The organism is Mesorhizobium sp. WSM3860 (assembly GCF_002294995.1).
Lineage (GTDB): Bacteria > Pseudomonadota > Alphaproteobacteria > Rhizobiales > Rhizobiaceae > Mesorhizobium.
The window spans coordinates 14,439-39,007 of the sequence record NZ_NSGF01000008.1 but is presented as its reverse complement, the minus strand read 5'-3'; the positions used below and the strand labels follow the sequence as shown (position 1 = coordinate 39,007).

Annotated in this window: 23 protein-coding genes; 12 read left to right on the top strand and 11 right to left on the bottom strand. The window is 64.1% G+C overall.

The annotated features are described in order from the left end of the window. Positions 1-212: 212 nt before the first annotated feature. Together CK220_RS14960 and CK220_RS14955 are read right to left on the bottom strand one after the other, a co-directional pair. On the bottom strand, positions 213-1,316 hold the full coding sequence (locus CK220_RS14960; RefSeq protein WP_095812275.1) for a mandelate racemase/muconate lactonizing enzyme family protein: 1,104 nt from the start codon (positions 1,314-1,316) through the stop codon (positions 213-215). A 27-nt stretch (positions 1,317-1,343) separates the two neighbouring features. Further along, on the bottom strand, positions 1,344-2,036 hold the full coding sequence (locus CK220_RS14955) for a GntR family transcriptional regulator (protein ID WP_095812274.1): 693 nt from the start codon (positions 2,034-2,036) through the stop codon (positions 1,344-1,346). A 14-nt stretch (positions 2,037-2,050) separates the two neighbouring features. Here CK220_RS14955 and CK220_RS31930 point away from each other — a divergent pair, with 14 nt between their 5' ends. After that, positions 2,051-2,212 carry a hypothetical protein gene (locus tag CK220_RS31930; protein ID WP_176479097.1) on the top strand — a complete coding sequence of 54 codons (162 nt, stop codon included), beginning with the start codon at positions 2,051-2,053 and terminating at the stop codon, positions 2,210-2,212. Here CK220_RS31930 and CK220_RS14950 read toward each other — a convergent pair. From CK220_RS14950 to CK220_RS14940, 3 genes are read right to left on the bottom strand one after another with little or no spacing between them, the layout of a single operon-like run. Further along, on the bottom strand, positions 2,196-3,353 hold the full coding sequence (locus CK220_RS14950; RefSeq protein WP_095812435.1) for an efflux RND transporter periplasmic adaptor subunit: 1,158 nt from the start codon (positions 3,351-3,353) through the stop codon (positions 2,196-2,198). The genes CK220_RS31930 and CK220_RS14950 overlap by 17 nt on opposite strands. Positions 3,354-3,367: 14 nt before the next feature. Then, positions 3,368-6,562 carry a multidrug efflux RND transporter permease subunit gene (locus CK220_RS14945; protein ID WP_095812273.1) on the bottom strand — a complete coding sequence of 1,065 codons (3,195 nt, stop codon included), beginning with the start codon at positions 6,560-6,562 and terminating at the stop codon, positions 3,368-3,370. Continuing rightward, entirely contained in the window at positions 6,556-6,795 is a 240-nt protein-coding gene (locus tag CK220_RS14940; protein WP_095812272.1) for a hypothetical protein, read from the bottom strand. Before CK220_RS14940 ends, CK220_RS14945 begins: the two co-directional genes overlap by 7 nt. 252 nt (positions 6,796-7,047) lie before the next feature. On the opposite strand from CK220_RS14940, the gene CK220_RS14935 reads away from it, so the two are divergent. Next, a complete protein-coding gene (locus CK220_RS14935; protein WP_095812434.1) occupies positions 7,048-7,629 on the top strand; it encodes a TetR/AcrR family transcriptional regulator in 582 nt (193 codons plus the stop codon). 410 nt (positions 7,630-8,039) lie between these two features. Here CK220_RS14935 and CK220_RS14930 read toward each other — a convergent pair whose 3' ends face one another. The 5 genes from CK220_RS14930 to CK220_RS14910 all read right to left on the bottom strand — a co-directional run bounded on the left by CK220_RS14930 (position 8,040) and on the right by CK220_RS14910 (position 13,362). After that, positions 8,040-9,062, bottom strand: coding sequence for a LacI family DNA-binding transcriptional regulator (locus tag CK220_RS14930; protein WP_095812271.1), 1,023 nt, complete (start codon positions 9,060-9,062; stop codon positions 8,040-8,042). A 58-nt stretch (positions 9,063-9,120) separates the two neighbouring features. Then, positions 9,121-9,915, bottom strand: a complete 795-nt coding sequence (locus CK220_RS14925; RefSeq protein WP_095812270.1) for an ATP-binding cassette domain-containing protein — start codon at positions 9,913-9,915, stop codon at positions 9,121-9,123. A 4-nt stretch (positions 9,916-9,919) separates the two neighbouring features. Next, the gene (locus CK220_RS14920) at positions 9,920-10,906 is read right to left on the bottom strand and encodes an ABC transporter permease (protein WP_095812269.1); all 987 of its coding nucleotides are present in this window, start codon (positions 10,904-10,906) and stop codon (positions 9,920-9,922) included. Positions 10,907-11,002: 96 nt separating this feature from the next. After that, positions 11,003-11,935 carry a substrate-binding domain-containing protein gene (locus CK220_RS14915; RefSeq protein ID WP_066988900.1) on the bottom strand — a complete coding sequence of 311 codons (933 nt, stop codon included), beginning with the start codon at positions 11,933-11,935 and terminating at the stop codon, positions 11,003-11,005. Between the two features lie 269 nt (positions 11,936-12,204). Then, positions 12,205-13,362: a fumarylacetoacetate hydrolase family protein gene (locus tag CK220_RS14910; RefSeq protein WP_095812268.1), complete on the bottom strand. Its 1,158-nt coding sequence runs from the start codon at positions 13,360-13,362 to the stop codon at positions 12,205-12,207. A 195-nt stretch (positions 13,363-13,557) separates the two neighbouring features. Between CK220_RS14910 and CK220_RS14905 the strand changes: the two genes are divergently transcribed. From CK220_RS14905 to CK220_RS14875, 6 genes are all read left to right on the top strand, one after another. Beyond that, entirely contained in the window at positions 13,558-14,841 is a 1,284-nt protein-coding gene (locus tag CK220_RS14905; protein ID WP_095812267.1) for an FAD-dependent oxidoreductase, read from the top strand. 104 nt (positions 14,842-14,945) lie between these two features. Continuing rightward, on the top strand, positions 14,946-15,833 hold the full coding sequence (locus tag CK220_RS14900; RefSeq protein ID WP_095776234.1) for an ABC transporter permease: 888 nt from the start codon (positions 14,946-14,948) through the stop codon (positions 15,831-15,833). Then, positions 15,830-16,681: an ABC transporter permease gene (locus CK220_RS14895; RefSeq protein WP_095812266.1), complete on the top strand. Its 852-nt coding sequence runs from the start codon at positions 15,830-15,832 to the stop codon at positions 16,679-16,681. The genes CK220_RS14900 and CK220_RS14895 overlap by 4 nt, the downstream gene beginning before the upstream one ends. Continuing rightward, positions 16,678-17,748, top strand: coding sequence for an ABC transporter substrate-binding protein (locus CK220_RS14890; RefSeq protein ID WP_095812265.1), 1,071 nt, complete (start codon positions 16,678-16,680; stop codon positions 17,746-17,748). The genes CK220_RS14895 and CK220_RS14890 overlap by 4 nt, the downstream gene beginning before the upstream one ends. Before the next feature lie 278 nt (positions 17,749-18,026). Continuing rightward, a complete protein-coding gene (locus CK220_RS14880) occupies positions 18,027-18,635 on the top strand; it encodes a cupin domain-containing protein (protein WP_095812264.1) in 609 nt (202 codons plus the stop codon). Beyond that, on the top strand, positions 18,625-19,710 hold the full coding sequence (locus CK220_RS14875) for an ABC transporter ATP-binding protein (protein WP_095812263.1): 1,086 nt from the start codon (positions 18,625-18,627) through the stop codon (positions 19,708-19,710). Before CK220_RS14880 ends, CK220_RS14875 begins: the two co-directional genes overlap by 11 nt. Before the next feature lie 9 nt (positions 19,711-19,719). Here CK220_RS14875 and CK220_RS14870 read toward each other — a convergent pair whose 3' ends face one another. Beyond that, positions 19,720-20,421, bottom strand: coding sequence for a GntR family transcriptional regulator (locus CK220_RS14870; protein ID WP_176479096.1), 702 nt, complete (start codon positions 20,419-20,421; stop codon positions 19,720-19,722). Between the two features lie 222 nt (positions 20,422-20,643). On the opposite strand from CK220_RS14870, the gene CK220_RS14865 reads away from it, so the two are divergent. The 4 genes from CK220_RS14865 to CK220_RS14850 all read left to right on the top strand — a co-directional run bounded on the left by CK220_RS14865 (position 20,644) and on the right by CK220_RS14850 (position 24,558). Further along, entirely contained in the window at positions 20,644-21,684 is a 1,041-nt protein-coding gene (locus tag CK220_RS14865; protein ID WP_095812261.1) for an ABC transporter substrate-binding protein, read from the top strand. A 77-nt stretch (positions 21,685-21,761) separates the two neighbouring features. Then, positions 21,762-22,841, top strand: coding sequence for an ABC transporter ATP-binding protein (locus tag CK220_RS14860; protein WP_095812433.1), 1,080 nt, complete (start codon positions 21,762-21,764; stop codon positions 22,839-22,841). After that, positions 22,838-23,761 (top strand): ABC transporter permease, encoded by a 924-nt coding sequence (locus CK220_RS14855; protein WP_095812260.1) that lies wholly within the window; start codon positions 22,838-22,840, stop codon positions 23,759-23,761. Before CK220_RS14860 ends, CK220_RS14855 begins: the two co-directional genes overlap by 4 nt. Further along, the gene (locus tag CK220_RS14850) at positions 23,758-24,558 is read left to right on the top strand and encodes an ABC transporter permease (protein WP_095812259.1); all 801 of its coding nucleotides are present in this window, start codon (positions 23,758-23,760) and stop codon (positions 24,556-24,558) included. Before CK220_RS14855 ends, CK220_RS14850 begins: the two co-directional genes overlap by 4 nt. Positions 24,559-24,569: the final 11 nt, after the last annotated feature.

Genomic DNA, 24,569 nt, shown 5'->3' with positions numbered 1-24,569 from the left:
GTAACATGCAGTTTGGTCCGGTCCATCCGCTCCTTGAAGCGGAAAGGTCAGATTTTCTTGATGCATGCCCAACTCGGTCGTGCGGTCCCGATCGAAATCGTGGCCGCCTCGGATATTTGCCGGTCTCCTTTCCTTTTGACGATCTCCCAGTTCAGGTCAGCGAAAAGCCTGCTAGCCCGATCGGCGTTGCCGCGCTGCTCCCGATCTTCATCTCAGCCGATCTCGAAGAAGGGCTTGCCGAGCAGGTCCGGCACGACTTCGATGCCGAGCCCGGGGCCGTCGGGAATGCCCATGCGGCTGCCCGCGACCGGCGGTTTGTTGGCGGCGGTGCGCACCGTCACCCATTCGTGGAAGGCGATGGCATGCAGACGGCGCTCCTCCGGTGTCGACAGCGACAGATGCGCCATCGCGGCGGTGTCGATCTCCGCGCCGCCGGTGTCCTCGACGGTGATCATGAAACCGAGATCGACGGCGACGTCGCGGATCAGCCGCGTCTGCGTCACGCCGCCGAGGCGCGAGATCTTCAGCGTCAGCCCATCGGCCGCGCCACGGCGATGGATTTCCAGCATCTCACCCAGCGAGGTGACGGATTCGTCGAGCACCATCGGCTTGTCGAGCATGCGGCGGACCGACATATTCTCCTCGATCGTCGTGCAGGGCTGCTCAAATGTGTAGTCGATGCCGCGTGTGGCATCGGCGAACTGGCGCGCCTGATAAGGCGTCCAGCCGGCATTGGCGTCGCAGAAGATCACCGTGCCCTTCGGCACGGCTGATGCGACGGCGCTCACTCGCTCGATATCGTCGCGGACATTGCCGCCGACCTTGACCTGCAGGCGGTGGTAGCCTTCGGCAACGATGCGCTTGGCAAGCGCCGCCATCTGGTCAACCGTGCCGTGGGTCACGACCCGGTAAAGTTCCGCCGTCTCGCTCTCGCGGCCGCCGAGCATCGTCACCAGCGGCACGTCGGCTGCGCGGGCGGCGAGATCCCAGCACGCCATATCAAGCGCGGCTTTGACGTAGGGATGGCCCTTGAACACCGTGTCCATCAACCTGACGACGCCGGCCAGCCCGCGCGGGTCATGGCCGATGAGATGCGGCGCGATCTCCGGCACGCCCGCGCGGGTTCCCGCCGGAAACGCGGCCGAGTAGAAATTACCGAGTGGCGCCATCTCGCCCCAGCCGGTCACGCCTGTGTCGGAAGTGACGGCGACGATCACCGCATCGAAACAGTCGGCGACCCGCCCCTTGGACATGCGGTAGGGCCCGTCCACGAATGGCTGCACGACATGGTAGGCTTTTATGCTCTTGATCTTCACGTTTGTGTCCGTTTGTCCGCGGGTTTGTCAGGCGCCCTTCGATGCGCGCTTTTCGAGGCTGCGCGCATAGGCAAGAAGCGCCTCGAAATCGTTGTCGATATGCTCGCGGGCATGGCGCTGGGCGGCGCGCATGTCCTTGCCCTTGAGCAGCGCCACATAGGTTTCGTGCAGGTCCTCGGCCGGCACCGGCTCGTTGCGCGCACGCTGGTGCAGGGCAAAATACATTTGCAGCCGGCTGGTCAGCCGCTGCCAGGTTTCCAGCAGCACCGAATTGTCGGCCCACTCGTAGACCAGCCCGTGCAGCTGCAGGGCCGTCTCGATCTGGCGCGTGGTGTCGAGCGCCCGCGTCGCATGCTTCACCGCGTCGTGGCGGCGGTCTAGCTCGTCGAAGAAGCGCTGGTCGCGCTGCGGCCAGGCGAGCTCGATGGCGAAGTCGTCGAGCACCTTGTTGAGGGAATAGGCGTCGACGATGTCCTTGGCGGCGACGTCGACGACGAAGGTTCCGGCATAGGGAATGCTGGTCAGGATGCCTTCCTGCACCAGCTCGCGCATTGCCTCGCGCAGCGGCGCGCGGCTTACCCGCATCTGCTCGGAGATGCGGAGTTCGTTGAGCTTCTGCCCAGGCTCCAACTGGCCGGTCAGAATGGCGCGCCTGAGCAGCGCGACGATCTCGGCCCTGCGCGTCGTATCCGCGATCGGACTGAAATCCAGCTTCGCCATTTGTGCCACTCCGGATGAACCGGCTGCAAGACAAGCAGATTGTCGACAATCCAACAAGAGGGTGGCTATCGATTTTTTCCGGGTTGCAGGCGCGCAAAGAAAACGGCGCCCTCGATGTGGGTGTCGAGGGCACCGTCGGACCGGGACTGATGGGGATTATCAGCTGGCCGGTTTGAGTTGTTGCGGCAAGGGAGAAACCGGCATTCCGGGTCCGATCTTCTGCAAATTGCCGGTGATCACCTGGTCGCTCTCGGAGATGCCTGAGGTGACGGAGATCAGGTCGCCGTTGGTCGGGCCGAGCGACACCAGCTTCTGGTCTACGGTATTGTCTTTGCCGAGGACGTATAGGTATTTGCCGAGCTGGCTGGAACCCAGCGCCACCTGCGGCACCATCAGCGTGTTGGGCTGCTCCTTCAAATGCAGCCTCACGCGCACATACTGCCCGGGCAGCAGCGTGAACTTGGCGTTGCCGATCGTCGCCCGCGCCGTGATTGTGCCGGTCGAATGGTCGATCGTGTTGTCGATGAAGGTGAGCTGGCCCTTTTGGCTGGGCTCGGTCTCGCCGGGCAACAGCACGTCGACCGCGATCGGACCGTTGGCCTTGGCCTGCTCGATCTGAACGAGGTCGGTCTCGCTCGGATTGAAGGTCACGTAGATCGGGTCGAGCTGCACCAGCGTGTTGAGAACCGTGCCGGCGACGCTCACCAGGGTGCCGACCGAGGCTTGGTTGCGGCCGATCCGCCCGGAGAACGGTGCCTTGATTTCGGCGTAGCCGAGATTGAGCTCGGCCGTCCGCACCGCCGCCTGGTCGACCGCAAGGGCGGCTTCGGCCGTGCGCAAGTTGCTGGTGCGCTGGTCGAAGCTGTCCTTGGCGAGGTACCCGGCCTTGGCAAGGTCGGTGCCGCGGCCGAGATTGGACCGCGCGTATTCGAGCGCTGCCGCGTCGCGCTGCACCTGCGCCTTCGCCTGGTCAAGCGCTGCCTGATAGTCCTCGGGCGCGATCCGGTAGAGCAGGTCGCCCTGCTTGACGTCGCTGCCGTCCTGCGCCGTCTGCTCTTGCAGATAGCCGGGCACGCGCGCCTGCAGGGTGATGCTGCGGATCGGCTCGACGCGCGCGGCGTAGTCGAGATAGATCGGCAGCGTCTTTTTGACCACGTTCACCACCGGCACCGGCATGACGAAGGCCTTGGGTGCAGGTGCCGCACCCGCCGTGTTGGCGCTGAGGCTGAGATTGCCCATGTCGAGCAGGTGCACGCTTGCCACCGAGATTGCGCCCAGCGCGACCGCCGTTCCCAAAGCGATTTTCCATTTACGCATGTTGGTCTCCAATCCTATTCGGCCGCCTGGGCGAGCCGCACGGGCTCCGCGGTCGGTTCAATCTCTTGTTGGTGCGGGGCATGGTGAGGCCCCGCGGCAGGTTCGTTCTCGCCGCCGCGCTCGCGGAATTTCTCGATCACCGCGTAGAAGACCGGCACGAAGACCAGCGACAGGATCGTCGCCGCGACCATGCCGCCGAAGACGGTGGTGCCGATCGACTGCCGGCTGGCGGCACCCGCGCCGGTCGCGAACATCAGCGGCAACACGCCGAGGATGAAGGCGAAAGCCGTCATCAGGATCGGCCGGAGCCTCAGCCTCGCGGCTTCCATCGCCGCCTCGACGATGGTCAGGCCTTCCTCGCGCCGCCGTCGGGCAAACTCGACGATCAGGATGGCATTCTTCGCCGCCAGGCCGATCAGCATGACGAAACCGATCTGCGAGTAGACGTCGATCTGCATGCCGCGCAGCAAGAGCACGACGAAGGCGCCGAACAAAGCGAGCGGCACGGCAAGCAGCACCATGAACGGCATAGCCCAGCTTTCATACTGTGCCGCCAGGATCAGGAAGACGAACACGATCGCCAGGCCGAACACGATCGAGGCGATCGATCCGGCCTTGAGCTCCTGATATGTGATGCCGGTCCATTCATAGCCGAAATCCCGCGGCAGCACGTTTGCCGCCGCCCGCTCCATGGCCGCCACCGCTTGTCTGGACGAGAAGCCGGGCGCAGCGCCGCCGTTGATGAGCGCGGATGCATTGTTGTTGTAGTGCGGCACCGTCTCGGGACCGACGATCGGTACCAGCTTGCCCAACGTGCTCAGCGGTACCATGCCGCCGGACGCATTGCGCACGTAGAGGCGCGAGATGTCGTTCGCGTTTCCGCGCGCGTCCTTGTCGGCCTGGATCGTCACCCGGAAGGTGCGGCCGAACAGGTTGAAGTCGTTGACGTAGAGCGAGCCGAGATAGATCTGCAGCGTGTTGAACACGTCGGGCAGGTTGAGGCCGAGCAGCTTCGCCTTGCTGCGGTCGAGGTCGTAGTTGAACTGCGGCGTCGATGTCGAGAAGGACGAGAACAGCTGCTGCGGATTGAGCTCCGGCTGCTTGCGTGCTTCCGCGATCAGCGCCTGCGTGACCTCGTTGAGCGCGGCGCTGCCGCGGCCCGAAAGGTCCTCCACCTGGAATTCGAAGCCGCCGGTCGTGCCAAGGCCTGGGATCGAGGGTGGATCGAAGGAGAGCGCAAATGCCTCCGGTATCTGCAGCAACTTGTTGCGCACCTCGGCGACCAGCTTCGAGGCGTTCTGGTCGGGGCCGCGTTCGTCCCACGGCTTCAGGATGGCGAACTCCACCGCCGAGTTCGATTGCGCGGCGCTGGTAAGGAAGTTCAGCCCGCTGATCGAGCCGACGATGTCGACGCCGGGCGTGTTCTGCAGGATCTCGCGCGCCTTCTGCGCCACCGCGTCGGTGCGCTCCAGCGAAGCGCCGTCCGGCAACTGGATGACGACGAAGAAATAACCCTGGTCCTCGACGGGCAGGAAGGTCGAGGGCAGCTTCTGCCAGACGAAATAGGTAGCGACCAGGCCCGCCGCGAACAGGCCGAGCATGGCCCAGCGCAGCCGGATCAGAATGCGCACGCCATGGGCATAGGCGTGCGACAGCCAGTCGAAGCCGGCATTGAACCAGCGGAACAACACGAACTGCGTCTCGCCACGATGGCGCAGGAACGCGGCGCTTAGCGCCGGGCTCAGCGTCAGCGAGTTGAAGGCGGAGATGCCGACCGAGATCGCAACGGTAAGCGCGAACTGGTTGTAGAGCCGTCCCGAAACGCCGGGGATGAAGGCGACCGGGATGAACACCGCCATCAGCACCGCGGTGGTGGCGATGATCGGGCCCGTCACTTCGGCCATTGCCGCGCGCGTCGCGGCGAGCGGCTTCAGGCCGGCTTCCAATTGTCGCTCGACATTCTCGACCACGACGATGGCGTCGTCGACGACAAGGCCGATCGCCAGCACCATGCCGAGCAGCGAGAGCATATTGAGCGAGAAGCCCAGCATGTACATTACCGCCAGCGTCGCGATCAGCGACACCGGGATGGCGATGGTCGGGATGATGGTGGTGCGCCAGCTCTGCAGGAAGATGAAGACGACTGCCACCACCAGCACCAGCGCTTCGCCGAGCGTGACCAGCACGTCATGCATCGAGGCCGAGACGAAGCGCGTCGTATCGTAGTGCATGGCGTAGTGGACGCCCTTCGGGAAGCGCGCCGACAATTCCTGCATCTTGTCCTTGACCCGCTGCTGCAGGTCGAGCGCGTTGGAGCCGGGCATCTGGTAGACGGCGAGCACTACGGTCGGGTCCTTGCCGAAGAAGGCCGATGACGAATATTGCAGCGCGCCGAGCTCGATGCGGGCGACGTCGCGCAGACGCACGAGCGAGCCGTTCTGCGAATCGGCGCGCACGACGATGTCGCCGAATTCCTTCGGGTCGCTCAAGCGGCCGACCGCATTGACCTGCATCTCGAAGGCGGTGCCGGCCGGCGCCGGCGATTGGCCGATCTTGCCCGCCGCCACCTGCACGTTCTGCTCGGAAATGGCGTTCTGCACATCGACGGCGGTGATGCCGAGATTGGCCAGTTTGTCCGGATCGAGCCAGACGCGCATCGAATAGCGCCGTTCGCCAAAGATCTGCACGTCGCCGACGCCCGGCAGCCGCTTCAGCGGATCGACGACCTGGAGATAGGCGAGGTTGCTCAGCGCCACCGGATCGACCGAGCCGTCCGGCGAGGTGAGGTCGACGATCAGAACGAAGTTCGGGTTCTGCTTCTTGATCGTCACCCCGCCCTGGTTGACGATGGCCGGCAGCGAGGATGCGGCCTGCGAGACGCGGTTCTGCACGTCGACGGCCGCGGTGCTGAGCGGATAGCCGACATCGAATGTGATAGTGATGGTCGAGGAGCCGTCATTCGAGCTCGTCGACGACATGTAGGTCATGCCTTGCACGCCGTTGATCTGCTGTTCGAGCGGCGTGGTGACCGTATCGGCCACGACCTGTGCGCTGGCGCCCGGATAATGAGCGCTGACCACGACCTGCGGCGGCGTGATGTCGGGGAACTGCGAGACCGGCAGCAGGAAATAGGCGATCGCGCCGGCGAGCACCATGATGATGGCGATCGCCGACGCGAAGATCGGGCGGTGGATGAAGAAGTTTACCATGACGCGGACGCCTCGCCGAACGGTCTTGCGAAATGGCGCAGGCGCCGGGCCCGGCCGGAACCGGAATCCTCCAGGAAGGATGGCAGGACGTCGTCGTCCGGCGCCTGTTTGGCCGCGCGCGAGCGCAGCATCCGTTCGAAGGCGTTGGGATCGATCCCGTCAGCCTTCATCACCAGCCGGATCATCGGATCCCGGATGGCTTCGTCGATCGTCAGGTCTTTGCGCTTTTGCATAGGAGCGGCTCCTTGCTGCGGCCTGCATCGAATGATCACGGACCGCATTTTTCTCGAATTCACCGGCCGAAGCCGCATGACAGGCAGGTTATTTGTCCTATCTCACTCTGGCAGGGCTATCGGTGGGCCTTGTCGTTTGACGGGGAGTGATATAGGTGTTACCAGTAAGTAACATCTGAAAGTTACAGACCGGTAACACCCTAGTCAAGAGGTGACCCTCGGTTTTTTTGGAAACCATGAAAGGAGAGCATGATGACTGACGGCGTTGCGGAGCGTTCCCGCCCCCGGGATCGGATCCTGGAAACGGCGCAGGACATGTTCCACAAGCACGGCATCAAGGGCGTGGGCGTCGACGCCATCACGGAGGCTGCCGGCACCAACAAGATGACGCTCTATCGTCACTTCGAATCCAAGGACGATCTGATCGTCGAATGCCTGCGCGCCACGGCGTCGAAGGCTTCAAGGATATGGGACGAGTTCGAGGCCAAGCATCCCGGCGATAAGCTCGCCCAACTGCATGCCTGGGTCCAAAAGGCTTCGGAGCTGCTGAGCGCCGACAGTCGCGGCTGCGATATGGCCAATGCAGCCGTCGAGCTCACCGAGACCGATCACCCGGCTCGGCGCGTCATCAAGGAACTGAAGGAAGCCCAGCGCGAAAAGCTGGTTGCGCTCTGCCGCGATGCCGGCATCGGCCAGGCCGAGCTGCTCGCCGATACGCTATCGCTGCTGCTCGAAGGCGCGCGCGTCTCGATGCAGAGCGTTGGCGCCGAAGGCCCGAGCGCGCAGTTCGTGCGCATGGCCGAAAGTCTGATCGCCTCGTTCCGGGCGCGCTGACAACATCCCCTCATCCGGCCCTTCGGGCCACCTTCTCCCCGAGGGGAGAAGAGGTTTGGGCTGGCGCCAACGATCTCCTCTCCCTCGGGGAGGGGTCGGATAGCCCGAATTGCGAAGCAATTCGATTTGACAATCCGGGTGAGGGGATTCTGCAGTCGCCGTCCTCATGCAGGCAAAGAAAAAGCCCGCTGCCGGGAGGAGGAGGCAGCGGGCTTCGATTTCGAATACGGCGCGGGAGGAGGAGCACCGCATTCACCGCCGGTGTCTGGGAGGAGGAAGACATCCGACGCCGCAACAGTTACGATTTGCCCAACCATTCGGCAACTGCGAAACGTGCATAGCTGGTGTGCAGATTTGCGGGATCAATCGTCTGACAAATCAGTGAGGCGCCGGGATGACGCCATTCGCACCTACTGCACCGGCACGTTTTCCTTGAAGATCAGCCGCGGCTCGATGAATTTCTTGGTCAGATAGGGCGCTGACGAGGCGATCGAGCCGAGCAGGCGGATGACAGACTGCTCGGCAATCAGCCGCGCGTTCTGGTCGATGACCACGTCGGCGAGATCGTCGACGAGGTAGCGGCGTGTTTCCCTGGTCAGGTCATGGCAGATGAAGACGGGCTTCCTGCGCGGCTTGGCTTCGAGCAATGCTTTGGCCACGCCGGAGCGTCCGGCGCCGACGCAATAGATGCCAAGCAGTTCAGGTTCGTTGTGCAAGGCCTTCATGGTCGCACTGTAGCTGGCGTCGGGCTCGTCGTTGATCTCGACGGCGCTGGAGACGGTGAGATTGGGGAACTCTTCTGCGAGCACCGAGCGGAAACCCATCTCGCGCTCCTCGTGGCCGCGATAGGAGCGCGAGCCGACGACCATCGCGAGGTGCCCGATCCGGCCGCCAAGGAAGCGGCCCATCAGCAGCGCCGCCGTGCGTCCGGCCACCCGGTTGTCGATGCCGACATACGCCGAACGAGGGGCCGCCGGCACATCGGAAACCAGCGTGACCAGCCGGATGCCGGCGTCGACCAGCTCGCGCAAAATGTTGCGCGTGCGCGGATGGTCGACGGCGATGACGCCGACGCCGTTGGCCTTGAGCGAGAGGTTCTCGATCGCGCCCTGCAGCGCGCCCGGCGAGATCCCGGCGAGATTGTGGATGCGGCAGGAGGCGACCAGCGGCAAGCGCCCTGCATAGTCCTCGATATGATGGGCAAGGTCGGCCATGAAGGCGTTGCTGCCGATCGGCAGGAAGAATTCGAGATGCGCCGGCTTTGACGGCAGCACGACTTGATCGAGCGTCGGCAGATAGCCGAGCTGCTTTGCCGCCTCCAAGACGCGCTGCCGGTTGGCCGCGCTTGCGCCCGGCCTATTGTTGAGCACTCGGTCGACCGTCGCGGTCGACAAGCCGCAGCTTCTGGCGATGTCGGCTACGGTCGCTTTCATGGGTCCGGTCATGGGATGGAATGCGAGCCCCTGTCAGCCAAGTCAACGTCAGGCCAAATCAGCCATGCGGCTGCGGGCCCTCGGAAATCGCATCGCGGATCTCCTTGTCCGACATGCCGGTGATGACGCGTTCGACTTCCGCCACGGTGGTCTTCTTCGGATCGATATCATCGGCCACCACCTTGCCGCGGCGCATCACCACGATGCGGTCGACGACCTGGAAGACATGGTGGATGTTGTGGGCGATGAAGATGCAGGAGTGGCCGGAATCGCGGGCGCCGCGCACGAAGCTCAACACCCCTTGCGTCTCGGCGACGCCGAGATTGTTGGTCGGCTCGTCGAGGATGATGAGGTCGCTGTCGAAATGCATGGCGCGCGCGATCGCCACTGCTTGCCGCTCGCCGCCCGACAGCGAGCCGATCGGCGTCGTCGGCGGGATGTTTTTGGAGATGCCGACCTGCTTGAGCAGGTCGCGCGCCACCGTGTTCATCGCCTCCTGATCCATGCGGTTGAGGAAACGCGGCGGTTTGATCGGCTCGCGCCCCAGGAACAGGTTGCGGGCGATCGACAACTGCGTGACGAGTGCGGAGTCCTGATAGATCGTCTCGATGCCCTCAGCGATGGCGTCGCTGGTGCTGCGGAAATTCACCTTCTTGCCGCGCACGAAAATGTCGCCGCTGGTCAGCGGCACCGCGCCCGACAGCACCTTGATCAGCGTCGACTTGCCGGCGCCGTTGTCGCCGAGCAGGCCGACGATCTCCCGCTCGTTGACGTGGAAATTGGCGTCCACAAGCGCCTGCACGCGCCCGTAGGACTTGCGGATGTTTGTCATGCGGATCAGAGGCTCGGCCATCGTCTTAAGTCCCTGCCTGGTGCCGGCGTTCGAGCCATGAGTGCAGCGCCATCATCCCGAGGATGATCGACCCGATGAAGATGTTGTAGGCGAGTCCCGGCACGCCGATCAGCACGATGCCGTTGCGCATGACGCGCAGGATCAGGATGCCGAGCACCGTGCCGATGATGGTGCCGCGGCCGCCGGTCAGCGCCGTGCCGCCGATCACCACCATGGCGATCACCTCGAGCTCGTAGCCGGTGCCGCTGTTCGGATTGGCCGCCGAGGTGCGTAGCGACGAGATCACGCCGGCGAGCGAGGCCATCACCGCCGACAGGATGAACAGGCCGATCTTGACGCGGCTGACATTGACGCCGCGGGCGCGCGCCGCGTTGGGATTGCCGCCCGCCGCCTGGATCCAGTTGCCGGTGCGGCTTTGCGTCAGCACATAACCGAGCGCGATCGCGGCGCCGATGAACCAGAACAGCGAGGCATAGATGCGGAATGGGCCGATGTAGAAGTCGCCGACCAGAATGTCCGCAAGCCAGCTGCCCTCGGCGCTCCAGGTGCGCTGCGGAAAGCCGTCGGTGACGAACAGCGCGGTGCCGCGCACGACCAGCAGCATGCCGAGCGTGACCAGAAAGGACGGGATCTTGAGCTGGGTGACGAACCAGCCATTGACGAGCCCGATAAGGGCCGCGACCACCAGCGCGATGGCGAAGCCCATCTCAAGCGAGGTGACGCCGCCATTGAACAGCGTCCACATCAGCACCGGCGAGAAGCCGAACAGCGAGCCGACCGAGAGGTCGAATTCGCCCGATGTCATCAGCAAGGTCATTGCCAGCGCGATCAGCCCAAGCTCGACGGTGAAGGCGAGGATGTTCGAGATGTTCTGCGGCGACAGGAAATCCGGGTTGATGGCCCAGAAGATGACGAGTTCGACGATCAGCAGCACCAGCGGCCCGAATTCAGGCCGCGCGATGAAACTTTGGATGAAGGAACGGTTTTCCATTGCGCCCGGATGTGAATGATTGGCGAGCCCGCTGCGCAGGACTCGATGGTCCGGAAGCGATCGCGGCCCGAAAGCCGCGACCGTTGATGTCAGGAACTACTTGCCGGACAGGATCTTGTCGTAAACGCCGGCGGTGTCCTTTTCATAGAGCGCGCCGGTGATGACGTTGAAGCCCGGAGGAATGCCGGCAGACGCCATCGCCGCCATCGAAAGCGCGATATAGCTAGTCGCCTGCGGGTCCTGCCACTGCGCGGCGTTGACATAGCCGTTCAGCACTTCCTGGGTGGTATCGAGTGAGTTGCCCCAGCCGACGACCGGGATCTCGCCCGGCTTGACGCCGACCTGGTCGAAGACGCGCTTGACCGAGCCTGTGACGAGGTCGCCGAGGCCGATGATCGCCTTCACCTTGCCCTTGTGGGCGGTGAGATAGTCGACCATGCGGTTGATCACTTCGGCTTGGTCGAGCGTCGCCTCGGTCACCTCATAGGTGATGCCGAGCGGCTCGAACACGCTCTTGATGCCTTCCTCTTCCTGCACGCCATAAGTGGCGCCGGGCACCTCGACCGGCATCCATACGAAGTCGCCCTTCTTCACCAGGCCCTTGTCGACCAGATACTGCGCCCAGTGCTTGCCGAAGGTGACGTTGTCGCCGCCGACATAGGCGTTGAAGTTGGCCTTCGGGTCGGGCGTGTTGAAGTTGATGATCGGGATGTTGGCCGCACGGGCCTCCTTGACGATCTCGACGAGGCTGCCCGGATCCGGGCTGGTGGTGACGATGCCGTCGGCCTTGGCCGAGATGGCGGCGCGAACAGCCTCTTGCTGCGAGGCAACGTCGCCATTGTGGAACGAGGTGTTCACCTTGTTGCCGGTGTCGGTCGCCCATTGCTTGGCTCCGGCCAGGAAGTAGGTCCAGACCGGATCGGCCGGCCCGCCATGCGAAATCCAGTAGAACGTCTTGGCCTCGGCCATCGCCGGAATGGCGATTGCCGCGATCAAGCCAAGCACGAACAGTCTCAGCCTCGAAAGCATCGATTTCCTCCCATGTTGAAACCACCTCCACATCAGGCGCGATGCGGTCCTCGAGGCCGCACCTCCTGCCCGCGCCGATCGGATGCCCTTTAGAGCATTCCCTTTTTCGGCCGCTGGCAAGCCTCCATCGTCAATGGATGTTGGCACAGGTCCGCACGCCATCAGCAATCCCATCAGATTGCATCAGCTGCGATGATATTTTACGGGCAGACGCCGTTGCGCTCATCAGCCTCCAGCGATGAGCAAGCGGATGCCGCCATGATCCGCTGCTAGATCAGGCCGGCCTTGGCGAGATCGCGCATGAGATGGCTGGCGCCGTAGGTCCAGTGCGGGCAGTCCGGCGAGAGGCGCACCCGGTTGATCAGCGCGCCGAGCTTTTCCGACGAGATGGTGACGATGTCGCCCACCTTGTGGGTAAAGCCCTTGCCCATTTCGCCGCGATCCTTCGACGGCACGAACATCGTGCCGAGATAGAGCGCCAGCCCGTCCGGATACTGGTGATGCGGTCCCATCGCGGCTTTGACCAGCTCTTCCGGCGAGCGGCTGATCTCGGCCATCGAGCTCGCGCCCTCCAGCGAAAATCCGTCCTCGCCCTCGACGCTCAGCCGCACCGTGGCGCGCTTGACGTCGGCGATGGAAAAGGTCTCGTCGAAGAGCCGGATGAAAGGTCCGAGCGAGGCGGAAGCATTGTTGTCCTTGGCCTTGCCGAGTAGCAGCGCCGAGCGCCCCTCGACATCGCGCAGGTTGACGTCGTTGCCGAGGGTGGCGCCGACGATGCGGCCCGAGCTGTCGGCGATCATGGCGATCTCCGGCTCCGGATTGTTCCAGGTGGAAACTGGGTGCAGCCCGACATCGGCGCCGAAGCCGACGGAGGCCATCGGCTGGCATTTGGTGAAGATCTCGGCGTCGGGGCCGATGCCCACTTCCAGATATTGCGACCAGGCGCCGCGCGAAATCAGCTTGGCCTTGATCTCCATCGCTTCCGGCGAGCCTGGCTTGAGCTTGGAGAGATCATGACCGATCAGCCCGGCGATGTCGGCGCGGATGGCGTCGGCTTTTTCCGCCGAGCCGCGCGCCTGCTCCTCGATGACGCGCTCGAGCAGGCTGACGACGAAGGTAACGCCCGAGGCCTTCACAGCCTGCAGGTCGACGGGGGAGAGCAGGATCGGCTTCTCGGCATCGCGCTGAGCTTCGAAGCTGTTGGCTGCGATGTCTTCCAGCGCGCCAATCGCCTTGCCCCGGGCCGAGCGCACGTAGCCGGCCGGATCCTTAAGTTCGCACACATCGCGCACCGTGGGTGCCGTGCTCGACGTGATGTCGATCACCTCGCCCTCGCGCACCGTGACCACCAGCGGATAAGAGGCTTCGCCGGTCCTGGCGCGGCCGACGAAAAGGCCGTCGGCGGGGAGGCGGGTTAAATCGGTCATGGTCTTTTGTCCTCTCGATTGTCGCGCGGCACTTTCCCCGGATTTAATTCAAACGTCCATCCCGTCGATGGCGAGGTTATGAGCCTTTGGCATGCTGTCACATAGCCAAGCGCGGACTGGCCCATCGGGCCCTCTTTCAAGTTCATGAAATCAGCAATAGGATTTTCACGAGCCTCCAGCGCCTCAGGTGACCACTTGCCCGCACCCTTTTCCGATCCGATCTGGCGAAAGCCCCAAACAGCTCCGGCGTTCCAGTCCGAGCTGTCGAGCGGCGGCACGCTCGACGCGGTGATCGTCGGCGGGGGCATCATGGGTCTGTCGACCGCCTTGCATGCGGCCCGCGCGGGTCTTTCCGTCCAGGTGCTGGATGCCGGCGCGATCGGGCAGGGCGCGTCGGGCTTGAACGGCGGCCAGGTCATTCCCGGCCTCAAATATGATCCCGAATGGCTGATCGAGCACTTTGGCAAAGAGCGCGGCGAGGCCCTGGTCGACTTCGCCGCTTCGACGGCCGACGCGGTGTTCGATGTGATCCGCGACGAGAAGCTTGCGGTGCCGTTCACGCGCAATGGCTGGATCCAGGCCGCGCACACTGAAACCGCCTTGAAGGCGATGGCCAGCCGCGACCGGCAATGGCGGGCGCGCGGCGCCGACGTCAAGCTGCTCGACCGGGCCGAGATCGCCGCGATGACCGGCGCCAAGGGCTATCTTGGCGGCTGGCTCGACCGCCGCGCCGGCGTCATCGATCCGCTGTCCTACACGCTGGAACTGGCGCGCGTCTCGGCAAGCGCCGGCGCCAAGATCGCCGAACGGCAGCAAGTGGTGAAGCTCATGAGCGAAGCCGGCCTGTGGCGGGTTCTGCCCCAGAGCGGCACCGAACTGCGCGCCAAGTCGGTCGTGCTCGCCACCAATGCCTATACGGACGGCCTGCTCCCTGGGCTTGCCCGGACTATCGTGCCGCTGCATTCCTTCCAGATCGCCACGGCACCGCTGCCGGCGGAGCTTGCCGCAAGCATCCTGCCCGGCGGGCAGGCCGTTTCCGATTCCCGCCACATCTTGGTTTATTACCGCAAGAGCCCTGATGGCCGGATGGTGTTGGGTGGACGCGGCCGCATGGCCCTGCCTTCAAGCGCGGCCGACTGGGCGCATTGCGAACGCGCGCTGCTGCGCCTCTATCCGGCGCTTGACGGCATCGCGATCGAAAAGCGCTGGTTCGGCCGCGTGGCGATGACCCCGGATCATCTCCCGCACCTGCATGAGCCGGAAAAGGGTCTGCTTGCCGTGGTCGGCTGCCAGGGCAGGGGCGTCGGCCTGATGAGCGCGTTGGGCAAGCGCATCGCGGGTTACCTCGCGACCGGCGATGTCAGCCAATTGCCTTTCTCGCTGTCGCCGATCCGGCCGATCCCGTTCCATGCCTTCCGCCAGATCGGCGTTGCAGCCACCATCACCTGGTATCGGATGCTGGATGCCTTCGAGCGCTAAAAGGTCAACGTGTGCAGCGCACAACCGATTCAGCTTGACAATTTCATAAGCATGAAAATTGATTAGCTGATTTCAAAAATGCGATGAGGCCAACAGGCAGTCAGATGTCGACCATCGTTGCAGCGCGGCCATCGCCGGAAACCCGCATCTCGCCGGTCTTCCGCTTTGCCATGTTGTTGCCGGGCGGGCTGGTCACCTTCTTCCTGATCCTCTTCGCGCTCGGCCTGGTGCTCTTCCTTGCCTTCAGGAGCAATGACGGCTCGCTGCTCGGCGCCGGCCTGACGGCAGCAAACTTCGTCACCGTGGCCACCGATCCGCTATACTGGACGGTGACGCTGCGTTCGCTGGTCATCGCCGGCCTGGTGACGCTCGCCACCGTCGCTACTGCATATCCGGTCGCCTACTATCTCGCCTTCCATGCCGGCCGCCGGCGCAACCTGCTGCTCTTCCTGGTCACGCTGCCGTTCTGGACCAGCTACCTTTTGCGCGTCTTTGCCTGGAAGATCGTGCTTGCCTATAACGGCGTGCTGAACTCGGCTTTCATCGAAAGCGGTCTCTGGTCCGAGCCGACGCTCGCCTTCCTCAACACGCCGGCCGCGGTGGTGGTGACGCTCGCGCACGCCTACGCCCCTTTCGCCATCCTGCCCATCTACGTGGCGCTGGACACCATCCCGAAATCGCTGCTCGAAGCCGCCTCCGACCTCGGCGCGCGGCCGTTCACGTCGTTCCGCCGCGTCGTGCTGCCCAATTCGATGCCGGGCGTGCTGGCGGCGGCTCTCGTCGTCTTCGTGCCGACCGTCGGCGACTATGTCACGCCGGCCATGGTCGGCGGTCCGGCCAGCACGATGATCGGCACGCTGATCCAGTCCCAATTCGGCAAGGCCAATGACTGGCCGTTCGGCGCGGCCCTCTCGGTCTGCGTCATGCTGGTCATCCTGTGCGTGGTGCTGGTCGCGCGCGGCGCCGACCGCCGGTTTGGCAGCCGTACATGAGCGCGGCACGCAAAGCGGCAAACGCGGGCGGCCGCTGGCTCGGCCTCTATGTGCTTGCCTATCTGGTATTCCTCTATCTGCCGATCCTTTTGATCCCGCTGTTTTCCTTCAACGACTCCGTCCAGGCGGCGTTTCCGCTGCAGGGCTTCACGCTCGGTTGGTACGAGACGCTCTACGGCAATCCGGCGCTCTCCGGTGCTTTGGCCAACAGTCTCGTCATCGGTGTCGTTGCTGCCTCAGGGGCGACACTTTGCGGCATCACCGTCTCCTATATGGACCTCTACGGCCGCTCGCCGCTCGCGGCTACCATCAGCGCCCTAGCCCGGCTGCCGATCCTGATCCCCGGCGTCATCGTCGGCATCTCGCTCTTGATCCTGGTCAACCTCATCGGCCTCGGGCCGTCACGCGTCGCCATTGTGCTCGGCCATATCCTGGTGGCGTTGCCGACGACGGTGGTGGTGATGCGCAGCCGCTTCGCCGCCATTCCGAAAACCATCCGCGAGGCGGCGCTCGATCTTGGGGCATCGGACTGGACAACGTTCCGGCGCGTCATGCTTCCGCTCAGCCTGCCGGCGGTGCTGTCGGCCTTCATGCTCGCCTTCCTGACCTCCTTCGACGAGTTCATCGTCGTCTTCTTCCTCGCCGGCACCGAGCCGACGCTGCCGCTCTACATCTGGAGCCAGTTGCGCTTCCCGCGCTCGCTGCCGACCGTCATGGCGCTCGGCACGGTGATCCTCACCATATCCTTCCTCATCGCCACCCTCGCCGAGATCCTGCGCCATCGCGGCCTCGCGCCGCGCGCCGCAATCCAGCCTGAACCACAACAAAGAAGAGGAGAACGAAAATGACAGTCCACCTGAAATCGATCACCGGACACAAGGCTCGCGCGGGCCTAGCCGCACTCGCCCTGGCGCTGTCGTCGACCGTCCCTTTGGCCGCCGACAAGCTGCAATATTTCACCTGGTCGGGCTATGAGCTGCCCGACTTCAACAAGAGCTTCCTCACCGCGCATCCGGATGGCGTCGAGGCGACGATCTTCGGCGACGACGACGATGCCTTCACCAAGGTCAAGGCAGGCTTCCGGCCCGACATCGCCCATCCCTGCTACGACAAGGTGGCGCGCTGGAACAAGGAAGGCCTGCTGCAGCCGATCGACACCAAGCGTATCAAGAACTGGGATTCGATCTTCCCGGTGTTCAAGAACCTTCCCGACCTGCAGGCCGGCGACGGCAAGGTCTGGATGGTGCCGTGGGACTGGGGCAACACCTCGATCCTCTACCGCACCGATCTGGTGAAGAACCCCGAGGCGAGCTGGAACCTTTTGTGGGACAAGCAATATGCCGGCCGTATGGCGACCATCGACGCCGTGCACGACACGCCGATCGTCGCGGCACTTCTGGCGGGCGTGAACCCCTTCGACATGACGCCGGAGCAGATGGAAAAGGTCGCCGCGAAACTGCGCGAGCAGCGGCCGCTGTTGTCGAGCTACACCACCGACATGACCTCGGTCGAGCAGGCGCTTGCCAGCGGCCAGCTGGTCGCCGCCATGACCTGGAACGCGTCGGCAACATCGCTGAAGAAGCAGGGCGTGCCGGTCGAGTTCATGAAGCCGAAGGAAGGCATGCTCACCTGGGCCTGCGGCTTCGTCATGCTGAAGGACGCCAAGAACGTCGATCTGGCCTATGACTTCATCAACAGCCGGCTCGACGCCGACTCGGGCAAGTACCTCATCCAATCCTACGGCTATGGCAGCTCACTTTCGACCGCCTTCGCCGGCGTGTCGAAAGACGAGCTGGACAAGCTGCAGCTGCCGGCGGATCCCGACGTGATGCTGAAGAGCACGATCTTCACCGGACCGATGAAGCAGAATGACGACGTCGCCAAGATGTTCGAGAAGGTGAAAGCTGGGGGTTGAGGGCCAATTGCCGAAGCTGGTGCTGCCCCTCACCTGCCTGCCGGCATCCTCTCCCCGTATAGTGACGGGGAGAGGGGCGCTGTCATCGCAGATTTCGCCAATCGCCAGCGTTGCAGTAAAAGAGCCGCCGCTGGGCCAGCCCCCTTCTCCCCGTCATTATACGGGGAGAAGTGCCCGGCAGGGCGATGAGGGGCGGCGCCGGCGTCTGGCAAGATAAGACCCGATCATGAGGCGGCTTGGTCAGAAGCCGGCCTGATTGAATGCAACAGGACGAGCGAATGGATATACTCGACGAAGCCGCGGAAAAACCGAAGGACGACGCCGACATACGCGTCGGCCGGCGCGTGCGGGCGCTGAGGCTCGAGCGAAAGCAGTCGCTGGCCGATCTCGCCGCCAAGGCCGGCATCTCGATCGGCGCGCTCAGCCAGATCGAGCGCGGCATGTCCTCGCTGCGCGTCAAGGTGATCTGGCCGCTGGCCGCCGCCCTCGACATCGAACCCTCGGCGCTGATCGCCGACGGCGATGAAGCGGTCAACGACCTCTATTGCGTGCGTGCCGACAAGCGGCGCGCAATCCCGGTCAGGTCCGAGGGCATCGCCAAGGCGTTGCTGTCGCCGCCCGCCGCCACACTCACCGGCATGCTGGTGACGGTCGAGGCCGGCGGCGGCACGACGGAAGCCTATGCCCATGCCGGCTACGAGTTTGGCTTCGTGCTCTCGGGCGAGGCCGAGCTGGTGGTGGATGCCACGACCTACCTGCTCAAAGCCGGCGACAGTTTTGCCTTCAAGAGCACGCTGCTGCATGCGTTTCGCAATCCCGGCGCCGAGCGCTGCCGGATCCTGTGGGTCAACACGACAAAACCGTCCGAGGTGCGCGATGGCGCCTGACGCGCTGGTTCGTCTAGAGAACGTCTCGAAGGTCTTCCCGGGCGGCGTGGTCGGCCTCGATGCGGTCGATCTCGACATTGCGGCGGGCGAGTTCCTGACCCTGCTCGGCCCCTCAGGCTGCGGCAAGACGACGAGCCTGCGCGTCATCGCCGGCTTCGAGAGCCCGACCAGCGGCAACGTGCTGCTCGAAGGCAGGGACATCACCGGTCTGAGGCCCTTCGACCGTCCCGTCAACACCGTGTTCCAGGACTATGCGTTGTTCCCGCATATGGACGTGGCGGCGAATGTCGGCTTCGGCCTCTCGCTGCGCAAATTGTCCAGCACCGAGCAGGCCAAGCGCGTCGGTCAGGCGCTTGACATGGTCGGGCTCGCCGACAAGCTGCGCGCCCGCATCTCCGAACTGTCGGGCGGTCAGCGCCAGCGCGTCGCGCTTGCCCGCGCCATCGTCTGCGAGCCGCGTGTGCTCCTGCTCGACGAGCCGCTGTCGGCGCTCGACGCGCATCTGCGCGAGCAGATGCAGGTCGAGCTCAAGCGGCTGCAGTCCCGGCTCGGCACCACCTTCGTCATGGTCACTCACGACCAGACCGAGGCGCTGTCGATTTCCGACCGCATTGTCGTCATGAACAAGGGCCGCATCGAGCAGATCGCGCCGCCGGCAACCCTTTACGACCGTCCGGCGACGCGGTTCGTCGCCTCCTTCATCGGCACCATGAATCTCCTGCAGTCACGCTTTGTCGGGCGCGACGGCGAGCGGCTGCGCTTTACCGCCGGCGAGCTGCCGCTGGAGGCCATACCGGAAACCGGCGAGACACCGGCCGTCGGCGACGCACGAACCATCGGCGTTCGTCCGGAGGATCTTCTGGCGGCCACCGAGGCCGCCGAAGGCACCGCGCCGGCGCGGGTGAGCGGCATCGTCTTCCACGGCCGCACGCTGCGCCTTCACGCCGAACTGGGGCAGGGGACTGCAATCGTCATCGATGCCCCACGCCGCGCCGACGGTTTTCGATTCAGCATCGGCGACATAGCGCACATCAGCCTGCGGCGCGGCGCCAACTGCCCTGTCCTGTCGAACTGATCGCCAGCCTCACGAAGCCTTGGCGAAAAAGCCCTGATAATCGGATTTCGCCTGCAGCAGGCGCAGGATGTTCTCGCGCGAGCCGCGCACATGGGCGCGGGCGCGCTCGCCGGCCAAAGCGACATCACCGGCGCAGATCGCGTCGACGATGCCCGAATGCTCCTCGCGGGTAAGCTTCCACTCGTCGAGCCACAGAAGCTCGGTCCACACATATTGCTGGCATTTGTCGAGAATGCCGCAAAGCATGCCGTGCAGCATCTCGTTGCCGCTGATCTCGGCGATGACCCGGTGCAGATCGATGCCGACCTGCAGCTCCTCGAACTTTTCTCGTGTGCTGCGGTCGGGGATTGCCGCCAGCCGTTCGCATTCGGCAAGCATGTCGCGCAGCCGCGCCTTGTCGGCGGCGGTCGCGTTCGCCGCCGCCAGCTCGGTCGCGCGTCCGTCGAGCAGCTCACGAATGTCGAAGGCCTCGCGAAACATGGTCAGGTTGAACTCGGCAACAATATAGCCCTGGCGCGGACGCCCGATCACCAGGCCGTCGCGCTCGAGACGGTTGAAGGCTTCGCGCACCGGCGTGCGGCTCACCTTCAGGCGCTCGGCGATCTCGTTCTCGGTCACCCGGCCGCCCGGCGGGATCTGGCCGGTGATGATCAAGGCCTTCAGCTTCTCGAACACCGAATCGCGCAGCGTGTTCTTTCTCTCCTTGCTCAAGCGTCCCGCCTCCAACGGTCAGTCATGGATTCGCAGTCTAGTGCCTTTTAGCTCCTGCTTGAAACAGGGCCGTATCAAACGCTCCGACCCGAGCCTCAACTCGTCGCCGCCAAAAAGCGCTCGGCACATGTTGACATCGGCTTCCGGCGAATTACACTCAAAATTGTATACAAATTCGCATACCAAATCAAGATAACGGGAACACGGGTTGGAGAAGCGAAAATGACGAAGAGACTTTGCATCCACGGGCTGGCCGCAGCCGGCCTGCTGGCCTCGGCCGCCGTTCCGGCCTCGGCCGCCGACACCATCACCGTTGCCTCATGGGGCGGCACCTATCAGGAAGCGCAGACCAAGGCCTTTTTTGATCCGACAGCCAAGGAACTCGGCATCACCATCAAGCAGGACACCACCAACGGTCTCGATGATGTCCGGCTGCAGGTCACCGGCAATGCCGTCAAATGGGACATTACCGAACTCGGCGCCGACGAATGCGCGCGCGGTTCCAAGGAAGGCCTGTTCGAAAAGCTCGACTACAACGTCATCGACAAGAGCGGCATCAACCCGAAGCTCGTCCATGACGACTGGGTCGGCATCTCCTATACCTCAGTCGTGCTGATCTATCGCACCGACGTTTTCGGCGACAAGGGACCGAAGACCTGGGCCGATTTCTGGGACGTGGAAAAATTCCCGGGCCGGCGGGCGCTCTCCGGCAGCCAGGCGACGGAGACGCTGAGCGTCGCAGCGCTCGCCAAAGGCACTCCGATCGACAAGGTCTATCCGGTCGACATCGACGGCGCGCTGCAATCCGTCGACAAGGTCAAGGGTCACATCGACGCCTGGTGGACCTCCGGCGCGCAGGCAATGCAACTCGTCAAGGACGGCGAGGTCGATATGGCGAGCATCTGGAACGGCCGCGCCGGCACTTTGAGGAAGGAGGGCGCACCGGTGAGCTTCTCCTTCGACCAGGGTGTGCTCACCGCCGACTGCATGGTCATCCCGAAGGGCTCGAAGAACAAGGACCTCGCGATGAAAGCGCTGGCTAGGTTCGTCAGCCCCGACCTCCAGGCCAATCTGCCGCTCTATGTCGACAACGGCCCGGCCAACGAGAAGGCCTTCGAGACCGGCAAGATCCCGCAGGAGCGCATCAAGGACATCAACTCCGCGCCCGAGAACGTCAAGAAGCAGGTGCTTCAGGATCCCGAGTTCTGGCGCGACAACCTCGTCGAGGCGACCGAGAAGTTCAACAACCTGATCCAGCAATGACGACTGCGGCCGGAGCGGCGCGCAGAGGCGCGCTGCTCCGCCCCGCTATCAATGATCCGGAGTTGAAGGAGATGCTCTTGTCTCTTGCGCCGTCCGTGCTTCCCATCGGCATCCACGGGATCGAGAAGCGCTTCGGCGCGCTATCCATCCTGAGCGATCTAAGCCTCGATGTCGCGGCCGGTGAATTCCTGACGCTGCTCGGTCCGTCCGGGTCGGGAAAGACCACGCTGCTGATGATCCTGGCCGGCTTCGTGCGAGCCAATGCCGGCTCGATCAAGGTCGGCGGCGAAGAGATCATCACCATGCCGCCGCACAAGCGCAACATCGGCATGGTGTTCCAGAACTATGCGCTCTTTCCCCACATGAACGTCTTCCACAACATTGCCTTTCCGCTGAAGCAGCGGCGCGTATCGGCGGCGGAAATGGCCGAGCGTGTCGAGCGGGCGCTGGACCTGGTGCAGCTGAAAGATCTCGGCGAGCGCCGCGTCGACCAGCTTTCCGGCGGCCAGCGCCAGCGCGTGGCTTTGGCCCGCGCCATCGTCTTCGAGCCGCGCATCGTGCTGATGGATGAGCCGCTGTCGGCGCTCGACAAAGGCTTGCGCGAGCATATGCAGATCGAATTGCGCAACCTGCATCGGCGGCTCGGCATGACGACGGTCTACGTCACGCATGACCAGCGCGAGGCGATCACCATGTCGGACCGCATTGCCGTCATGAATGCCGGGCGTATCGAGCAGATCGACCAGCCCGAAGCCCTCTACGCCAGGCCGCAGACGAAGTTCGTCGCCGGCTTCATCGGTGAATCCAATTTCATCCCGGTCGAATGCCGCAATGGCAGCGTCTGGTATGCGGACAGGAAGCTGCGCATGAACGATCCGGCGCCGTCCGCCGGTCGGCACTTGATGGTGGTGCGGCCGGAGAAATTGCGGCTGCTCGCCCATGCGGATCAGGCAGGCATCAATGCACTGCCCGCGACCGTGGGCGACGTCATTTATCAGGGCGACAGCTTCATCTGCTACGCGACGCTCCGCGACGGCCGCCAGGTGACGCTGCGCGACTATTGCCGCTCCGACGTGCTGGCGAAGCTGCCGGCGCCGGGCGAGCCGATCACGCTCGGCATCGACGCTCAGGACGTCGTCCTGGTGGCGGATCAATGAGCATCGGGTCCGCCAGTTTATCGAATATCGGCAGATCGGACGGCGTGCTGAACGCCGATGCGCTGCGCGCCGATGCCAGGCGCCAGGCGTTGGGGTTGCTGGCGCTGCTGTCGCCCGGACTGTTCCTTGTCTTCGCCGTCATCATCGTGCCGATCGGCTGGCTGTTCTGGCTCTCGCTGTTCGACGAGACCGGCCAGCTCAGCCTCGCCAACTACGCGCGCTTCTTCGAGCAGGCGTCCTACATCAAGACCTTTGCCACGACCTTCAAGGTCGCGTTCGTCGTCACCGGCACTTGCGTGCTGTTCGGCTATCCGCTGGCCTACATGCTGGCGCAGCTGCCGCGCCGTGCCGCCTCGGTCTGCCTGATCTTCGTCATCCTGCCGTTCTGGACCTCGGTGCTGGTGCGCACCTATGCCTGGCTGGTCATCCTGCAGCGCAAGGGGCTGATCAACAATTGGCTGATCGATCTCGGCCTCATCGGCCAGCCGCTGCCGCTCGCCAACAATTTCGCCGGCGTCGTCATCGGCATGACCCACATCATGCTGCCCTTCCTGGTGCTGCCGCTTTACGCTTCGATGAAGACCATCGACGTCGACTGCTTGCGCGCCGGCATGAATCTCGGCGCCAGCCCCGCCGCCACCTTCCGGCAGATCTTCTTTCCGCTGTCGCTGCCCGGCCTGGCCTCCGGCGTGGTCATCGTTTTCGTGCTTTGCCTCGGCTTCTTCGTCACGCCGGCGCTCATGGGCGGCGGCAAGGTCATCATGTGGGCGATGCGCATGGAGCAGGCGACCAGCCTCTATTCGAACTGGGGCGCGGGTGCTGCCCTCGGCGTCGTGCTGCTTGCGGTCACGCTGGCGCTGCTCGGCTTGTTCCAGTGGCTGCTCGGCGCGCGCGCCACCGGCGTTTGGAGCCAACGATGAGCGCCGAAAACAGCCTGCCTATAACGCATTGGCAACGCCTCTGGCTCTATCTGCTGGGCGGCCTCGTCATGCTGTTTTTGATCGCGCCCTCGGTGATTATCGTCATCATGTCCTTCTCCGGCTCGACGCTGCTGCAGTTCCCGCCCGAGCAATGGTCGCTGCGCTGGTATGAGAGCTATTTCGGTTCCGTCGAATGGCGCGACGCCACCATCGTCTCGGTAAAGGTGGCGGTGATGACGGCGATCGTGGCGACGCCGCTCGGCACGGCCGCTGCCTATGCCATCAACGCCGGCACGCTCAGGCTGACCGGCGCCATGAATGCGCTGCTTACGGCGTCGCTGATCATCCCGGTCATCCTGATCGGCATCGGCACCTTCTTCCTCTATGCCCGCATCGGCCTCAACAACACGCTGACCGGCCTCGTCATCGCCCACACCGTCCAGGCGCTGCCGCTGGTCGTGCTCACCGTCCTGTCGGGGCTGCGCTCGTACGACATGAACCAGGAGATGGTGGCGCGCAGCCTTGGCGCCGGCCGCTTCGCGGCCTTCTTCCAGGTGACCATGCCGCAGCTGCGCTTCTCGATCGTCTCGGGCGCGCTCTTTGCCTTCATCACGTCCTTCGACGAGGTGGTGGTGTCGCTCTTCATCTCGGGCGGAGAGACCACGACGCTGACGCGCCGCATGTTCAATGCGCTGCGCGACCAGATCGATCCGACGATTGCCGCCATTTCGACTTGCCTGATCGTGCTATCGATCGTCTTGTTGTCCGCCGCCCAGCTTTTCGGCCGCGGACGTTGAGAATACAGGGA

Bases quoted from the DNA above. Each gene is read 5' to 3' on its own strand.
- CK220_RS14955 (WP_095812274.1), bottom strand. From the start codon at position 2,036: ATGGCGAAGCTGGATTTCAGTCCGATCGCGGATACGACGCGCAGGGCC.
- CK220_RS31930 (WP_176479097.1), top strand. From the start codon at position 2,051: ATGAACCGGCTGCAAGACAAGCAGATTGTCGACAATCCAACAAGAGGG.
- CK220_RS14950 (WP_095812435.1), bottom strand. From the start codon at position 3,353: ATGCGTAAATGGAAAATCGCTTTGGGAACGGCGGTCGCGCTGGGCGCA.
- CK220_RS14945 (WP_095812273.1), bottom strand. From the start codon at position 6,562: ATGGTAAACTTCTTCATCCACCGCCCGATCTTCGCGTCGGCGATCGCC.
- CK220_RS14940 (WP_095812272.1), bottom strand. From the start codon at position 6,795: ATGCAAAAGCGCAAAGACCTGACGATCGACGAAGCCATCCGGGATCCG.
- CK220_RS14935 (WP_095812434.1), top strand. From the start codon at position 7,048: ATGACTGACGGCGTTGCGGAGCGTTCCCGCCCCCGGGATCGGATCCTG.
- CK220_RS14930 (WP_095812271.1), bottom strand. From the start codon at position 9,062: ATGAAAGCGACCGTAGCCGACATCGCCAGAAGCTGCGGCTTGTCGACC.
- CK220_RS14925 (WP_095812270.1), bottom strand. From the start codon at position 9,915: ATGGCCGAGCCTCTGATCCGCATGACAAACATCCGCAAGTCCTACGGG.
- CK220_RS14920 (WP_095812269.1), bottom strand. From the start codon at position 10,906: ATGGAAAACCGTTCCTTCATCCAAAGTTTCATCGCGCGGCCTGAATTC.
- CK220_RS14915 (WP_066988900.1), bottom strand. From the start codon at position 11,935: ATGCTTTCGAGGCTGAGACTGTTCGTGCTTGGCTTGATCGCGGCAATC.
- CK220_RS14910 (WP_095812268.1), bottom strand. From the start codon at position 13,362: ATGACCGATTTAACCCGCCTCCCCGCCGACGGCCTTTTCGTCGGCCGC.
- CK220_RS14900 (WP_095776234.1), top strand. From the start codon at position 14,946: ATGTCGACCATCGTTGCAGCGCGGCCATCGCCGGAAACCCGCATCTCG.
- CK220_RS14895 (WP_095812266.1), top strand. From the start codon at position 15,830: ATGAGCGCGGCACGCAAAGCGGCAAACGCGGGCGGCCGCTGGCTCGGC.
- CK220_RS14890 (WP_095812265.1), top strand. From the start codon at position 16,678: ATGACAGTCCACCTGAAATCGATCACCGGACACAAGGCTCGCGCGGGC.
- CK220_RS14880 (WP_095812264.1), top strand. From the start codon at position 18,027: ATGGATATACTCGACGAAGCCGCGGAAAAACCGAAGGACGACGCCGAC.
- CK220_RS14875 (WP_095812263.1), top strand. From the start codon at position 18,625: ATGGCGCCTGACGCGCTGGTTCGTCTAGAGAACGTCTCGAAGGTCTTC.
- CK220_RS14865 (WP_095812261.1), top strand. From the start codon at position 20,644: ATGACGAAGAGACTTTGCATCCACGGGCTGGCCGCAGCCGGCCTGCTG.
- CK220_RS14855 (WP_095812260.1), top strand. From the start codon at position 22,838: ATGAGCATCGGGTCCGCCAGTTTATCGAATATCGGCAGATCGGACGGC.
- CK220_RS14850 (WP_095812259.1), top strand. From the start codon at position 23,758: ATGAGCGCCGAAAACAGCCTGCCTATAACGCATTGGCAACGCCTCTGG.